The organism is Labrys sp. 22185 (assembly GCF_052045555.1).
GTDB lineage: Bacteria > Pseudomonadota > Alphaproteobacteria > Rhizobiales > Labraceae > Labrys > Labrys neptuniae.
The window spans coordinates 1-15,541 of the sequence record NZ_JBQEPH010000030.1; the positions used below are offsets into that span (position 1 = coordinate 1).

The following is a 15,541-nucleotide window of genomic DNA, read 5'->3' on the forward strand; positions in this document are numbered from 1 at the left end:
ACTATGCGCAGGAATTCAAGAAGCTCGACTTGGCGGCGCTGAAGCAGGACCTTTTTGCGCTGATGACGGATTCGCAGGAATGGTGGCCGGCCGATTTCGGCCATTACGGCCCGCTGTTCATCCGCATGGCCTGGCACAGCGCCGGCACCTACCGCACCGGCGACGGGCGCGGTGGCGCGGGTGCGGGCCAGCAGCGCTTCGCCCCGCTCAATTCCTGGCCCGACAACGTTAATCTCGACAAGGCCCGCCGCCTGCTCTGGCCGATCAAGCGCAAATACGGCAACGCGATCTCCTGGGCCGATTTGATGATCCTGACCGGCAATTGCGCGCTGGAATCGATGGGCTTCAAGACCTTCGGCTTTGCCGGCGGCCGCGAGGACGTGTGGGAGCCCGAAGAGGACGTCTACTGGGGCAGCGAGAACGTCTGGCTCGACGACAAGCGCTACAGCGGCGACCGCAATCTGGAGAACCCGCTGGCCGCCGTGCAGATGGGCCTGATCTATGTCAATCCGGAAGGCCCCAACGGCAATCCCGATCCGCTGGCGGCGGCGCGCGACATCCGCGAGACCTTCGCCCGCATGGCGATGAACGACGAGGAGACGGTGGCGCTGATTGCCGGCGGCCACACCTTCGGCAAGACCCATGGTGCCGGCGATGCCGCCAATGTCGGGCCGGAGCCGGAGGCGGCCGGCATCGAGCTGCAGGGCCTTGGCTGGCACAACCAGTTCGGCAGCGGCAAGGGGGGCGACACCATCGGCTCGGGGCTCGAGGTGACCTGGACCTCGACGCCGACCAAATGGAGCAACAACTTCTTCTGGAACCTGTTCGGCTATGACTGGGAGCTGACCAAGAGCCCGGCCGGTGCCCATCAGTGGCAGCCCAAGCATGGGGCGGGTGCCGGCTCGGTGCCGGATGCGCATGACCGCTCCAAGCGCCATGCTCCTTCCATGCTGACCACGGACCTGGCGCTGCGCTTCGACCCGGCCTATGAGAAGATCTCCCGGCATTTCTTCGAGAACCCGGACGCCTTCGCCGATGCCTTTGCCCGGGCCTGGTTCAAGCTGACCCATCGCGACATGGGTCCGCGCGCCCGCTATCTCGGCCCGGAGGTTCCGGCCGAGGAGCTGATCTGGCAGGATCCGCTGCCGGTCGTCGACCATGGCCTGATCGACGACAAGGACGCGGCCGAGCTCAAGGCCAGGATCCTGGCTTCGGGCCTGTCGACCGCCGAGCTGGTCTCCACCGCCTGGGCTTCGGCCTCGACCTTCCGCGGCTCCGACAAGAGGGGCGGGGCCAATGGTGCGCGCATCCGCCTGGCGCCGCAGAAGGACTGGGCGGTCAATCAGCCGGCGCAGCTGGCCAAGGTGCTCGGCGTGCTGGAGGAGATCCAGCAGGGCTTCAACGCGGCGCAGGCCGGTGGCAGACAAGTCTCGCTGGCCGATCTGATCGTGCTGGGCGGCAATGCCGCGGTCGAGCAGGCGGCCAGGCAGGCCGGGCAGGACGTGGCGGTGCCCTTCGCGCCGGGCCGCACCGATGCGAGCCAGGAACAGACGGATGTGGAATCCTTTGCCGTGCTGGAGCCGGTGGCGGACGGCTTCCGCAACTATCTGAAGACGACCTACAGCGTGCCGGCCGAGGGGCTGCTGGTCGACAGGGCCCAGCTCCTGGGCCTGACGGCGCCGGAACTGACCGTGCTGGTCGGCGGCCTTCGGGTGCTCGGCGCCAATGCCGGCGGCAGCCAGCACGGCGTGCTGACCGACCGGCCGGGGGTGTTGACCACCGACTTCTTTGTCAACCTGCTCGACATGGGCACGGCCTGGAAGGCGACCTCGGCAGCCGAGGACGTGTTCGAGGGTCGCGACCGCGCCACGGGCGAGGTGAAGTGGACCGGCACCCGCGCCGACCTGGTGTTCGGCTCCAACTCCCAGCTGCGCGCCCTGGCCGAGGTCTATGCCAGCGACGATGCCAAGGCCCGCTTCGTCGCCGACTTCGTCGCCGCCTGGACCAAGGTCATGAACGCCGATCGCTTCGATCTCGTCTGATCCCGACAGGGAGCGGCGCACATCGGCATGCCGCCGCGCCGTTCCCTCCCCCGCAGGCCAGACAACCTCAGCAGAATTCAGATGAAACCGCGGCGGATGCCATATTGGTCGAGCTTGCGGTAAAGCGTGGGACGGGAGACGCCGAGCCGGCGCGCCGCCCGGCTCAGATTGCCATCCTCGGCCGCCAGGACCTGGCGGATCGCCTGGCGTTCCGCGTCCTCCAGCGTTCCCATCCCCGCCGCGGGCAAGGAAGCCGGAGCGTGAGCGTCGCCCTCGCCTCGGATGATCTCCCCCGGCAGGTCGGCAAGGCCGACGCTGCCGCCATGGCTGAGCACATGCAGCTTCTCGACCAGATTGCGCAGCTCGCGCACATTGCCGGGCCAGTGATAGGCCATGAGATGGTCCAGCGCCTGCGGCGTGAACACCAGCGGCTCCATCTGCATGCGGGTAGCGATCTTCTGGTTGAAGTGATCGAGCAGCAGCACGATGTCCTCTCCGCGCTCGCGCAGGGGCGGCACGCGGATCGACACCGTGCTGATGCGATAATAGAGATCCCGGCGGAAGCGCCCGGCCTCCACCTCCTGCTTGAGCTCGCGATTGGTCGAAGCCACCAGCCGCACGTCGACCGGCCGGCGCCGGCTGTCGCCGATACGGGTCACCACGCGGTCCTCGAGCACGCGCAACAGGAAGGGCTGGATATCGAGCGGCATTTCGCCGATCTCGTCGAGGCTGAGCACACCGCCATTCGCGAGCTCGAACACACCCGGCTTGCCCTCGCGGCTGGCACCGGTGAAGGCACCGGGTGCATGGCCGAACAGCTCGCTGCCGAAGAGCTCTCGGGTGATCGCCCCGCAATTGAGGGCAATGAATGGCGCGCTCGTGCCCGAGCGGCTGCCTTGCTGGAGGAGCCTGGCGAACAGCTCCTTGCCGACGCCGGTCTCCCCTTCGATCAGCAGGGAGGTGACGTCACTGGATTGGGACACCCGGCAGGCGACGTCGACGGCCGCCCGCAAGGCAGGGCTTTCGCCGACGATGGCGGCCCGGGCCTCGTTGAGACGCGTGGATGCCGGATTGACGGCTGGCACGAGGCTCGGCGCCGCAACGGGCGGAAACACCAGCGCCGCTCCCCGCAGATCTCCATCCAGCTCCAGCCGGTTGACATGGCAGGTCTGGAATTCCTGCGGCAGCTGGCTGACCAGCCCCTCCAGGCTGTCGGCCCCCGTCAGTTCGACCAGCCTGCGGGCCGGGGCGCCCGAGAAGGAGGCGAGGAAGCCCCCCTCGATCGGCCTGGGCAGGTTGGCCTTGTAGATCACTCGGCCATGGCGGTCGACGATCATCAAACCGTCGGAACGGCGATAGCGCGGCGCCGAGGTGATGAAGGCTTCGAGCAGGCGCGTGCGCTCCTCGCTCTGCTGGTCGGCCAGGGCTTTCTCGATTTCGCGCGCGGCCGCCGCGACCAGAGCGGTGTTGTGGGGCCTGAAGATGTCGGGATGGCCCGAGAGGTCGACCACGCCGATGATGCGCCCATCGAAGGGATCACGCACCGGGGCACCGGCGCAGGTCCACGCCTTGATGCCCGCGCAGAAATGCTCGGCCGCATGCACGAAGACGGGTTCACCGGCCCACAGCGCCGTACCGATGCCGTTGGTGCCCACGACATCCTCGGTCCATTTGCCGCCAATCGCCAGATGGATATCCATGCCGTCGCGCAAAGTGCGTTCGTCGCCGACCGTATCGATGAGGGTGCCCTCGCCATCGGCGAGAACCAGCATGGCGCCGGTGCCTTCGAGCAACCGGCCGATCGTGAAGAAGGACCGGCGTGCCGCTTCCAGGAGCTCGCGGTTGAGGTAGGCCAGGTGCTCGACCTCGTCCCGCCCGCCCCTGAGGGGGGCTTCGTTCTGCTGTGCATCGATGCCGCCGCTCGCACAGCGGTGCCAGGAATCGCGGATGAGGGAGCGGACCGGCGAACGCGCACGATCCCTGTCCGAAGCGCCGGAGAGCAGATTCTCCCAGGCCCGCATGGTCCGTCGTTCGTCATAGTCGAGGTTTGCCACGGACAGGCTCTGCGTCTGCCGGCCGGGCGGGGCAACGCTGGTGCGGATGTCGTCCAGATCGATATCGCGTGTCATGCGTGCTTCACATCGCTTTCTCGAGTAGCACCTCTAGTTCACGGGAGTTCCAATCGGGCGGCAGCGATAGTGCGAGGCACGGAATGCCAGCGCCATGCCGCAGGTCGTAAGAGCATCAGGAATGCACCGTCCTCGCAAGGTCCGTGGACACGGCAAGAACGGAGCTCCAGATTCATTCCAGATCCAGCCGACGGCCGATCTCGGCAACAAGCCACTCTTCAGTGTGGTCGCCGGACAAGGTCTGGTTGTCGAGACCGGCGAGCAGGGTTGCGATCGGCTCATCCAGGGGAGCGAAAAAGCCATTCTCGCTGGTTGCCAGCACGAAGATCTCGCCGCCGTCCCGAGTCGTGATCTGGCCGAGATGGTGCAGCTGGCGACTGGTGTTTTCATCCACTATGATGACGCGGCCGTTGAGGCTGACGCGTATGCGGGCAAGTGGCTCCTCAGAGGGAGCGCCTGCGCTCATGTCATGGAAGATCAGCCCCTTGGGCTGCGGTTTCGGCTTGGCGACCTTGCTGGCGGAATAGGCACCGGCGCTGAACTGATCGGCAAGACGCGTGATGGTCGTGCGGTTCTCCGACAGAAGCCTGCGCAACGCGGCATCCTCCCGGCGCGGGCCATCCCGCTTGGAAATGATCTCGACCACGAACTCCTCCCAGATTTCATTGGCCAGAACGGCGGCATTTCATGCTCTGCTGCGAGCATATTCTTTTTCCGGCCACCTCACCAGCATGACCTTATAGGCCCGATTTTCTGGCTTGGGGTAGTAGAGGAGTACGACAAAGACCGGCAGGTTTGTGCTGCGACACCCAATGCGGGCCCGCTTCCGACCCAGACAATTTCGGCAAGCAGGCCACATTGGAGGAGGCCCCGACATGCGGAGCGCTCACATCTTCAAAGGCTGCTTTCGTCAAAGACCACACGCCGGGCCAGAAGCCGGGAACGTCAAGAGGGCGAGCCGCTCTCAATCCCGTTTTGAAGAAGCTCGGCCGCCGCAATACGCCTGCGGCAATGTTCCGTCCCCTGGACGATCTTGTCCATAAGCGCATCCAACGCCCAGAATCGCTCGCGAATATCGAAAGTCACGGTCCGGCTGTCGGTGCAGGAGAAAGTGCCAATGCGCTGATGATAAAGCTTTGCCAGTTTCGGATACCCCATCGGCTCGGCCATTGCGGAGAGTGCGAGATAGACCGAGAGCTCATCGGCGAGGGCCGGATTGTCCGAGCTCTTGATCAGCAGCCATTTGTAGAGATCGGGATGGAAATTGGTAAAAACCCCGGTGAAACCGCGCGAGCCCGCCTTGATCGCATCGAAAGCAATCGCTGCATTGGCATTGATGATGGAAAGCGGCGTATCCTTGGTGAGCTCGATGCGCCGCCTGACCGTATCGAGGTCGCACGACACGTCCTTCAAGATGACAAATCTGCCGCTATGGGCGCAGAAGGCCAGCTCATCATCCGTCAACAGACGGCGATAGGGAGCAGGACATTCGTAAAGACCCAATGGCATGTCCTTCGGCAGCCGCAGCAACAGCCAATTGAGATCGTCGATGAATTTCGTGCCGCCCTCTTTCTTGGCATCGAGGCGGTTGGTGACGAGAACGATGCCGTCTACCCCTGTTGCCGCGATCGCGGTGAGTTCGGCGAGCTGATCATCGAGATCTTCGCTCACATGGCCCGATGCGATGACGGGGATCCGGCCTGAAGCCGCCTTCTTCACGAAGGCTGCGAGCTCGACACGCTCCTCCAGGCTCAGGAACTGCATTTCGCTGGATTGGCAAACGGCAAACAAGGCATCCGAGCCGTTTGCGACATACCATTCCACCAGATTGGCCACGCCCGCATAGTCGATCTTCCCGGTCGGCGTGAACGGGGTGATCATCACGGGAATGATGCCCTCGATTTTCTTGGTCATTTTGTGTTCGGCCTAGGTGTTTGTCTTGGACTCAACGAGGTTGGATCGTCAGTTTTAAACGGCTCGACATCGGCGACATTCGGGGAGGCTGATCCTACCCGCAGGACGCCGACATCATGCCGTGCTCCCCTGTTCAGGTCCGAACAGAGGAGATCGTCGCGCTGAGCGGCTGGCTGTCCGAAACCCTTTTGATGAAGAGCACCAGGACGAATGCAAGAAACGCGGCTGCAGCGATCGCGTAGAGACCATAGGCCTCGATGCCGGACCAGGTGATGGCTCCGGTACGGACGTTCGGAGCGACGAAGCCGCCCAGGGCGCCCAGGGAATTGATCACCGCAAAGCCGCCGGCCGCCGCCGCGCCGCCCAGATATTGCGTCGGGAAGGTCCAGAAGATCGGCTGCGCCGTCATGATGCCCATGGTGACGAAGCAGAGCGCCGCAATCGCCAGCGCCGGGCTGGCATGCGCGGAAGCCACCAGGCCGAGCGCGATCGCAGCCAGCGAAAACAGCAGGCAGATTTGACGCCGGCCCGAGCGCACCGCCCAGTCCGGATAGAAGAAGCCCGCGATCAGGGCACAAATCCACGGAATGGCCGAAATGCAGCCCACCAGCAGGCCGACCTTGACCCCGAGCAGCGCCGCGACCTGTGTCGGCAGATAGAAGGCCACGCCAAGGCCGGTGATCTGAATCAGGAAATAGATGGCGGCAAAATAGAACAGGCGCGGATTGCGAACGGCACGCGCAAAATCGATCTCCCCGCTATGGGCCTTTTCGGACTGCTCCGCGGCAAGCGCGGCCGACAGGGCCTGGCGTTCGTCGGCAGGCATCCATTTGGCTTCGGCCGGCGTGTCGGTCAGATAGAAATAGGCCCAGATACCGACCAGAACGGTGATGCCTCCCTCGATCAGGAACATCAATTGCCAGCCATGGAGGCCGAACAGGCCGTCCATATCGAGGAACAGGCCGGATATCGGACCGCCGAAGATCAAAGCGAGCGGACTGCCGAAATAGAAGATCGCCAGGATTTTTCCGCGGACTTCCTTTGGAAACCAGAGCGTCAGATACAGGATGGCGCCGGGGAAAAGGCCGGCCTCGGCAGCGCCCAGGACAACCCGGATCAGCGAGAATGTCGTGTCGTTGTAGGCGAACATCATCAGCGCGGAAATGATGCCCCAAGTCACCATGATGCGGGCCAACCAGCGGCGGGCTCCGACCTTGTGCAGCATCAGGTTGCTCGGCAATTCGAAGAGGGCGTAGGTGAGGAAGAAGACGCCTGCGCCAAAGGCGAAAGCCGCTTCGGTTACACCCGTGGTCGCCTGATAGGATTGCTTGGCGAAGCCGATATTGACCCGATCGAGATAGGCCAGCAGATACATCAGGATCAAGAACGGCAGGATGCGCCATTTCGCCCGAGATATGGCGCGGTCGAGCGATGCCCGATCGGAGCTGTCGCGGCCGGCCAGGTGGGCCTGGCCATTGTTCATAGTCATCATAGTCTCCGTCCCATTGGCCTTTCCCATGTGGCCGGTTCTGTTTTAAGTCGGGTGATCTTCCGAAAGGCCCGTTTGGAGGCTGCCAGGATGCGCGGTCTGGCCCTGCCCTCGAGCCAGACGCCTATCTCCGGCTGCACCGGCTTGCGTGGCGCAGTTCGCTTCGGCCGCAGGCTCGGAGTCCCGACGAGGCAAGCATGCCCTGCGCCCCGTCCGCCGAATGATATGCGTGCGCAATGGCAACCGTCGTGGCTGCGCCACGGCCCGGCTCCGCCAGGCCTCAGACAACCTTTCCAGGGTTCAGCAAACCGCGAGGATCGAGAGCGGCCTTGATCGAGCGCATGAGCTCGAGCTCGGCCGGCGAGCGCGTATAAGGCAGGAACTTCTTCTTTTTCAGCCCAATGCCGTGCTCGGCCGAAATGGTGCCGCCATGGCTGCGCACGAGGTCATAGACGATGTCGTCGATCGCCTCGTAAGGCTGCTGCGCCGTGCCGGGAACGCAGGCGATGATGTGCATGTTGCCATCGGCAATATGGCCGTAGAAGTAGCTCTCGCACCCCGGCAGCTCACGCGCCAATCGTGCGCGGCATGCGCGGGCATAGATATCCATGTCGGCAACCGGAAGGCCGATATCGAAGGAACTGTGCGGCCCCAGCACCTGCCTGAACTCGGCCGCCGCGTCTCGCGCGCCCCAGAATGCCTTTACGTCGCCCAGCGATTGCGCCACTGCCGCATCTTCGATGACGCCGGCTTCCATCTGGTTCTCGAGCAGGGCATCGAAGCGCGCTCTTTCGTCCTCATGGGTGCCCATGCCCTCGACGAGCACGTAGAAGGCATGCTCGCCGGAAATCGGACGGCGGATATTGGGAACGCGCTGGGTCGCCACCTGCCAATAGTCTGGCCACATCACCTCGAAGGCCGACAGGGTCGCCCCCAGCCAGCGACGGGTGCTGGCCAGAAAGGAGAGAACCTTGTCGTAGCTGCCAAGGCCGCACAGGGCTGCCATGACGCAATTGGGCTTGGGATGCAGGCGCAGCACGGCCCGCGTCACGATGCCGAGAGTGCCTTCCGACCCGATGAAGAGCTGCTTGAGATCGAAGCCCGCATTGTTCTTGATCATCTTGTTGAGGCTGGTCATCAGCGTGCCGTCCGGCAGCACGACCTCGAGCCCGAGCACCATGTCGCGAGTCATGCCGTAGCGGATGACGCGGTTGCCGCCGGCATTGGTACCGATATTGCCGCCGATGGCGCAGGACCCGCGGGCCCCGAGATCCAGGGCAAAGAAGAAACCGGCATCGTCGGCCGCCCGCTGGATGGCCTCCAGCGTGGTACCGGCTTTCACGGTCATGGTCGCCGCCGCCGCATCGATCTCCTCGATGCCCACCAGCCGTTCGAGCGACAGGGCGATGGCGCCTTCGATAGGGCGGCTACCGCCGGCCAGGCCCGTCAGCCCACCCTGCGGCACGACAGCGATACCGTGACGCGCGGCAATCCGCATCGCCGTCGCAACGCCCCGGGCATCGGACGGCCGGACCACGGCCAGCGGACGGACGGGTCCGAGCGTGCTCCAGTCCTGGAGATTGCGTTCGGGAATATCGGCACCCGAAAGCACCACGGCAGGCCCAAGCGCCTCCTCCAGCGCACGGATGGCCTCGGCGGAGGCATTTGTCGACATCTTAGTAAGCATGAGCCCTGTCCATCGGCAGGGCGGAGTGAACCGCCACGCCCGTCCGCTCCTCGCGGAATTTCACCTGTTCGCGCACCACCGCCAGAGCGGCGTCGCGCATGAGACCGACATCGCTTGCCACCGGGACCAGGCGATAGCCGGCCTCGATGAGGGACTGCCAATTTGCACCGGCGCTCGGGACGGTACCCATCGGCTTGCTGCTGGCAAGCAGCGCCTTTTCCGCTTCGCTCACCAGGACACGCACTTCCGGCCTGTCGAGCTGCTCCAGCATGCCGATCGAACCGGCCATGTCGTTGACCCCGAGAAACGGCACGTCGACGCCCTCGACGGCACAGATCTCGGCGGCACGATGCACGGCATCGGCGGATTCGAGCTGGATGACGATCAGGAGTTCTTCATTCGCCCGCGCCATGTAGTCGGCGACCTTGCCGAAGGTCGAGGCACGCACCAGCGGCGCCGCATATCCGCGCCGTCCCTGCGGCGGGTAACGGCAGGCGGCGACAGCTGCCCTGGCCTCCTCGGCCGTCTCGACCGATGGGATCATCAGGCTGTTGGCGCCGGCGTCGAGCAAGCGCTTGAGGATAATCGGATCGTTCCACGGTACACGCACGATGCAGGGCGTGCCGCCTTCGGCCGCTCGAAGCATGTCGACGGCATCGCGCAGCTCGCCCAGGCCATGTTCAAGATCGAGGATGAGGAAGTCGAAACCCTGATGCGCCAGGATTTCGACATTGGTGGCGCTGCCAGTCTCCACCCAGGCGCCGAACAGGGCATCCCCCGCTGCAAGGCGTCGCTTCAGCTGATTTGGCTTGAACACTTTCCTCTCCCGTCGGGTGGCACGAGGCCTGTTGATGGCCGGCTTCCCGGATGCTGAGCCAACCAAGGCTGCCCGCAACTTAGACGCCTCCCCACCTGAAGTACAGTACCTCAGTAATTTTTGTTGCTAGCGCCTGCATCTCGGAGAATTTCACTCCCCATTGCCGGTGCGGGCTGTATCTTGCATACTGGAAAGCTGGAATCTGGGAGAACCGCCCATCGTGTCGCTCGCTTCATCCGCAGCCCTGTCGATCGACCGACCGCGCTCGCTGACGACCACCGTGGCCGAAAGGTTGCGCCAAGCCATCATCGATTCTGAATTGCCGCTCGGCAGCGAGCTTTCCGAACTCGGTCTGGCGGCCAAGCTCGGCGTCAGCCGCACACCGGTGCGCGAGGCCCTCTCGATGCTGCAATTGCAGGGAATGGTGAACATCGTGCCGCAGAAAGGCAGCTATGTTTTCTTCCCCACGGAGCAGGACCTGGTGGACCTTTGCGAATATCGCATCCTGCTCGAATGCCGGGCCGTCAGTTTCGCGCTGGCCCGCCGCCGTGCCGAGACGATCAAGATGCTGAATGGCGCCAAGGCGGCCATGGACGAGGCTAGGGCCAAGGCCGATCCCGTGGCTTATTCGCGGGCCGACACCGTGTTCCACGAGGCCTTCATCCGCAATTGCCGCAATCGCTTCATCGAAGACGGTTACGCCCTCGTCTCCGGCCCCATTGCGACGTTGCGCACCCATCTTTCGGTACCGCTCGCCGGCGTACAGGACCGCTCCTATATCGAGCATCAACAGATGATGTCGGCCTTCGAGAGAGGCGACCTCGTCGAGCTCGATTCGATCCTGGTCAATCATATCCTCAACACGCGGCACTCCTATGTCCGCGCCTTGCAGGAAGGCCTGATCGGCACTAGCGCCCGACACGATTAGGGCGCCGGCCTCCTAGAACGTCTTGGCGCCGTTGACCGGCAGGCGGACGCCGTAGAGCGACGTCGTCCCGCAGATATAGAGATAATTGCGCTTCAGCCCGCCGAAACAGACATTGGCAACCACCTCCGGCACGAGGATCTTGCCGATGAGGCTACCGTCGGGATCGTAGCAATGCACGCCGTCGCCGGCGCTGGTCCAGATGCGGCCCTGCGTGTCGAGGCGCAGGCCATCGAAGAAGCCGGCCGTGCAGTCGGCAAACAGCCCCTTGTCGACGAGCGCCCCGCTCTCCCCCACGGCGAAACGGCGAATATGGGCCGGACCATCCGGCAGATGGCTGCGGCCGGTGTCGACGACATAGAGCAGCTTTTCGTCCGGAGAGAAGGCGAGACCGTTGGGCTGGACGAAATCGTCCGCCACCACGCTCAGCTTGCCCGACGCATCGAGACGGTAGACGCGATTGGCACCCTGCTCGCTGTCGGCCTGGTGGCCTTCATAGTCGGAATCGATGCCGTAAGTGGGGTCGCTGAACCAGATATCGCCATTGGACTGCACGACCACGTCGTTGGGGCTGTTGAGGCGCTTGCCGTCATGGCGGTCTGCCAGCGTGATCACGCGACCATCGATATCGGTGCGCGAAACGCGGCGCCCGCCATGCTCGCAGGTCACCAGCCGGCCCTGCCGATCCACCGTGTTGCCGTTGGAATGGCCGGCAGGATGGCGGAATACCGAGACCGAGCCGCTGCATTCGTCGAGGCGCAGCATGCGATCATTGGGGATGTCGGACCAGACCAGCGAACGGGCTGCCGGGAAATAGGCCGGCCCTTCGGCCCAGCGGCAGCCCGTATACAACCGATCGAGCTGTGCAGTGCCGACGAACAGGCGCCGGAAGCGGTCGTCGAGAATTTTGAAACAGGACATCGTCACCGTCACCTCCGCAAGGGCGCCGCTATCGCGTTGTGGTCGGGCGCTTGACCATGTGACATATTGTACCTTAGGTTCATCGGCAAGCAGCCTGCGTTGGCAGGCAAGAAAAACATCAGAGCACTGAACCGGAGGACTCCCATGAATTCGAAGCTGGCCTTTGTCGTCGCGCCGATGCTGGCGCTCCTGCTGGGAGGTCCCGCGCTTGCCGACACGTCGGGCAAGAAGATCGCTCTTTCCAACAACTATGCCGGCAATTCCTGGCGTCAGGCCATGCTGCAGAGCTGGGACAAGGTCGGCAAGCAGGCCGTCGCCGACAAGGTGATCGCCGCAGCCGATGCCTTCACCACGGCCGACAAGGAAGCTCCGACCCAGGCCGCCCAGATCCAGAACCTCATCCTGCAGGGCTATGATGCCATCGTCATCGATGCCGCCTCCCCCGAGGCCCTGAACGGCGCGGTCAAGCAGGCCTGCGATGCCGGCATCGTGGTCGTGGCCTTCGACGGCCTCGTCACCGAACCCTGCGCCTACAAGGTAACGGTGGACCTCGCCGAGACCTATGGCGCCGAACAGGTCCGCCAGGTTGCCAAGCGCCTGCCCAATGGCGGCAATGTGCTCTATGTGCGCGGCCTGGCCGGTACGAGCATCGACGCCGACATCACCAAGGGCGTGGAAGCCGAAATCAAGAAACATCCGAACCTGAAGATCGTTTCCGAGGTCAACGGCAACTGGGACCAGACCACGGCGCAGAAGGCGGTGACGACGGTCCTGCCCTCGCTGCCGCAGATCGCCGCGGTGGTCGACCAGGGCGGCGATGGCTACGGCACGGCGCAGGCCTTCAAGGCCGCCGGCCGGCCCCTGCCGCTGATCATGCTCGGCAACCGCCAGGACGAGCTTGCCTGGTGGAAGGAGCAGGGCGGCGCCAGCGGCTACGACACCTGGTCGGCCTCCGAAGCGCCGGGCATGGTGACCTTCGCCTTCTGGGTGGCCCAGCAGGTCCTCGACGGCAAGAAGGTTCCCAACGAAGTGCCGATGGGTATCCTGACGATCGGGGCGAGCGAGCTCGACAAATATCTCGCCGATACGCCGGCCGGGGGCGTGGCCAATCGCGAATACGGCCAGGACGAAGTCGCCAAGGCCATCGAGGCGGCCGCGAAGTAAGCGGCCGGGATGCAAGGCGGAGATTCATCGGTGACGCAAGAGCCTTCCGATATCGTTCGCCTCGACGGCGTGACCATGCAGTTCGGCACTGTCTGTGCGCTCGCCGGGGTCGATTTCACTGTCACCCCCGGCGAATGTATCGGCCTCGTCGGCCATAACGGCGCCGGCAAGTCGACGCTGATGAACGTGCTGGCGGGTACCCTGCCGCCTACCTCGGGCAGCATCCGGATCTCGGGCCAGCAGCAAATCGGCTATACGGTGACGGCAGCCAATGCCCTCGGCATACGCTGCGTGTTCCAGGAATTGTCGCTCTGCGCCAATCTCACCGTGGCCGAGAACACCCGCGTCAATCACGGCGCGCTGCGTGGCTTGGGTTGGCGACGCCGGGCCGGCGCCCTGATCACGGCCAAGCTCGACGAGATCTTTCCCGGCCATGGCATCGCCGCCGGCGACGTGGTGGAGGATCTCTCGATCGGCCGTCGGCAGATGGTCGAAGTGGCCCGCGCCTTCACGGTGACGGACGCACCGCTCCATCTCATCATTCTCGACGAGCCGACCTCCTCGCTCGACAGCCATACGGCGGGCCAGCTCCTCGCCTATATGCGCGCCGCAGTGGCAAAAGGCCTGAGCTGCATCCTGATCTCCCACATGCTCGGCGAGATCCTCGACAATGCCGACCGCATCGTGGTCATGCGCGATGGCGCCGTAGTCGCCAACGGGCCTGCGCGTGAGTTCGATCGCGACAGGCTCGTGAGCGCCATGGGCGCCGAACATCGGCAAGGCAGCACCAGCATTCAGGCGCCATCGGCGCATGGTGAGGTCTGCGTGCGCGTGCGGCCTGCCGGTGACGGATCGGCCATCGAGCTGCTGGCGCGCCGGGGCGAGATCGTCGGACTGGCCGGCCTGGCCGGCCACGGCCAGACCCGGATGCTGATCGACATCTTCGCGGCGAAGGGCGGACACAGCTCCGGCATCGAGGTCACCGTGCCCACGGCCCTGATCGCCGGCGACCGTCAGCGCGACGGTATCTTCCCCCTCTCCTCGATTGCCCGCAACATCGCCATCGGCTCGATGCGCGCCCTCCGGCGCGGCTTCCTGATCTCCCGCAAGCACGAAGACGAACTCGGCGAGACCTGGCGCAAACGTATGCGCATTCGCACTCCGGCCATGACCGATAACATCCTCACCCTTTCGGGCGGCAATCAGCAGAAAGCCCTGTTCGCGCGGGCGCTCGCCTCGGATGCACGGATCGTATTGATGGACGACCCCATGCGCGGCGTCGACATTGCCACCAAGCTCGAAGTCTACGATCTCCTGCGCGAGGAGGCTCGCAAGGGGCGTACCTTCCTATGGTACACCACCGAAACGGAGGAACTGGAGAACTGCGACCGGGTCTATGTTTTCCGGAACGGCAGCATCGTCGCCGAACTCGCCAGCCACGAGATTACTGAAGAGAAGGTCATCCAGTCTTCCTTTACGGAGGCCGCATGAGCCTTGCTTCCCCTGTCCCCGCTCCGGCCCGCACCACCACCTGGCGTCCGCTCCTGCGGGCGGTGTTGCCTGCGATCTCCCTCTTCCTCGTGCTCGGCGCGATCGGCTGGCTGAACCCGCGCGCCATCAGCTATCTCGGCTTTAACCTGATGCTGAACCTCGCCGTGCCGCTGGTGCTGGTCACCATCGGGCAGATGTTCGTGATCACCGTCAATGATCTCGACCTGTCGCTTGGCTTCTTCGTCAGCTTCATCGGCTGTGTCACCGCCACCTGGCTGGTGCAGGCGCCCCTGCTGGGCACCGCGGTGATCATCGGCGCCGTCGTCGTCTATGGATTGATCGGAGCTCTCATCCATCTGCGCAACCTGCCATCCATCGTGGTGACGCTCGGCATGAGCTTCTTCTGGCAGGGTGCAGCCATCCTGCTGCTTCCCACGCCGGGCGGCAAGGCGCCGGACTGGCTTCACACGGTGATGACCATCAAGACGCCCTACGTACCGATGCCGATCGTCGCCGCTGTCGTCATCGCAGCGCTGGTGCATTGCGGACTGAAGCGCACGGCTTACGGCGCCATACTGCGCGGGGCCGGCGGCAATGCCGCTGCCATCCGGCGGGCGGGCTGGTCGCTGCTGAAAATCAAGATCGTGGCGTTCATGCTGGCGGGCATGTTCGGTGTCCTGTCGGGTTTGGCCCTTACAGGCCTGTCGACGGCAGGCGATGCCAATATCGGCAATGGCTACACGCTGCTCTCCATCGCCGGCGTCATCCTCGGCGGCGGCGAATTCGTGGGCGGGCGCGTGTCGCCCGTCGGCGCTGTGATCGGCGCCCTGACGCTCTCTCTCGCCTCCTCCTCACTGCTCAGCTTCATGCATGTCCCGCCCGATTGGCAGGTCGGCGCCAACGGCGCCATCCTGATCGTCATTCTGGCGGCGCGTGCGCTCATCGCGAAACGAGAGGCCTGA

At 64.4% G+C, this 15,541-nt stretch carries 12 protein-coding genes; 5 read left to right on the plus strand and 7 right to left on the minus strand.

Annotated features, from left to right (window positions below; translation table 11 throughout):
• A partial coding sequence (katG, locus tag ACTJKX_RS31495; protein WP_440727389.1) for a catalase/peroxidase HPI occupies positions 1–2,042 on the plus strand: 2,042 nt, incomplete at its 5' end.
• Positions 2,043–2,119: 77 nt separating this feature from the next.
• Here katG and ACTJKX_RS31500 read toward each other — a convergent pair.
• The 6 genes from ACTJKX_RS31500 to ACTJKX_RS31525 form a co-directional block, all read right to left on the minus strand.
• Positions 2,120–4,171 carry a sigma-54-dependent Fis family transcriptional regulator gene (locus ACTJKX_RS31500; RefSeq protein WP_311939411.1) on the minus strand — a complete coding sequence of 684 codons (2,052 nt, stop codon included), beginning with the start codon at positions 4,169–4,171 and terminating at the stop codon, positions 2,120–2,122.
• 172 nt (positions 4,172–4,343) lie between these two features.
• Positions 4,344–4,817: a hypothetical protein gene (locus tag ACTJKX_RS31505; RefSeq protein ID WP_440727675.1), complete on the minus strand. Its 474-nt coding sequence runs from the start codon at positions 4,815–4,817 to the stop codon at positions 4,344–4,346.
• A 299-nt stretch (positions 4,818–5,116) separates the two neighbouring features.
• On the minus strand, positions 5,117–6,085 hold the full coding sequence (locus ACTJKX_RS31510) for a dihydrodipicolinate synthase family protein (RefSeq protein WP_440727676.1): 969 nt from the start codon (positions 6,083–6,085) through the stop codon (positions 5,117–5,119).
• A 133-nt stretch (positions 6,086–6,218) separates the two neighbouring features.
• Positions 6,219–7,574 (minus strand): MFS transporter, encoded by a 1,356-nt coding sequence (locus ACTJKX_RS31515; protein ID WP_440727677.1) that lies wholly within the window; start codon positions 7,572–7,574, stop codon positions 6,219–6,221.
• A 280-nt stretch (positions 7,575–7,854) separates the two neighbouring features.
• On the minus strand, positions 7,855–9,261 hold the full coding sequence (locus ACTJKX_RS31520; RefSeq protein WP_440727678.1) for an FAD-binding oxidoreductase: 1,407 nt from the start codon (positions 9,259–9,261) through the stop codon (positions 7,855–7,857).
• Positions 9,251–10,078, minus strand: a complete 828-nt coding sequence (locus ACTJKX_RS31525) for an HpcH/HpaI aldolase family protein (RefSeq protein ID WP_440727679.1) — start codon at positions 10,076–10,078, stop codon at positions 9,251–9,253. Before ACTJKX_RS31525 ends, ACTJKX_RS31520 begins: the two co-directional genes overlap by 11 nt.
• Before the next feature lie 220 nt (positions 10,079–10,298).
• Between ACTJKX_RS31525 and ACTJKX_RS31530 the strand changes: the two genes are divergently transcribed.
• The gene (locus tag ACTJKX_RS31530; protein WP_440727680.1) at positions 10,299–11,006 is read left to right on the plus strand and encodes a GntR family transcriptional regulator; all 708 of its coding nucleotides are present in this window, start codon (positions 10,299–10,301) and stop codon (positions 11,004–11,006) included.
• A gap of 12 nt (positions 11,007–11,018) precedes the next feature.
• Here ACTJKX_RS31530 and ACTJKX_RS31535 read toward each other — a convergent pair whose 3' ends face one another.
• Positions 11,019–11,924 carry an SMP-30/gluconolactonase/LRE family protein gene (locus ACTJKX_RS31535; RefSeq protein WP_440727681.1) on the minus strand — a complete coding sequence of 302 codons (906 nt, stop codon included), beginning with the start codon at positions 11,922–11,924 and terminating at the stop codon, positions 11,019–11,021.
• 144 nt (positions 11,925–12,068) lie between these two features.
• Between ACTJKX_RS31535 and ACTJKX_RS31540 the strand changes: the two genes are divergently transcribed.
• From ACTJKX_RS31540 to ACTJKX_RS31550, 3 genes are read left to right on the plus strand one after another with little or no spacing between them, the layout of a single operon-like run.
• Positions 12,069–13,088, plus strand: coding sequence for an ABC transporter substrate-binding protein (locus ACTJKX_RS31540; protein WP_440727682.1), 1,020 nt, complete (start codon positions 12,069–12,071; stop codon positions 13,086–13,088).
• Between the two features lie 30 nt (positions 13,089–13,118).
• Positions 13,119–14,579 carry a sugar ABC transporter ATP-binding protein gene (locus tag ACTJKX_RS31545; RefSeq protein ID WP_440727683.1) on the plus strand — a complete coding sequence of 487 codons (1,461 nt, stop codon included), beginning with the start codon at positions 13,119–13,121 and terminating at the stop codon, positions 14,577–14,579.
• Entirely contained in the window at positions 14,576–15,541 is a 966-nt protein-coding gene (locus ACTJKX_RS31550) for an ABC transporter permease (RefSeq protein ID WP_440727684.1), read from the plus strand. Before ACTJKX_RS31545 ends, ACTJKX_RS31550 begins: the two co-directional genes overlap by 4 nt.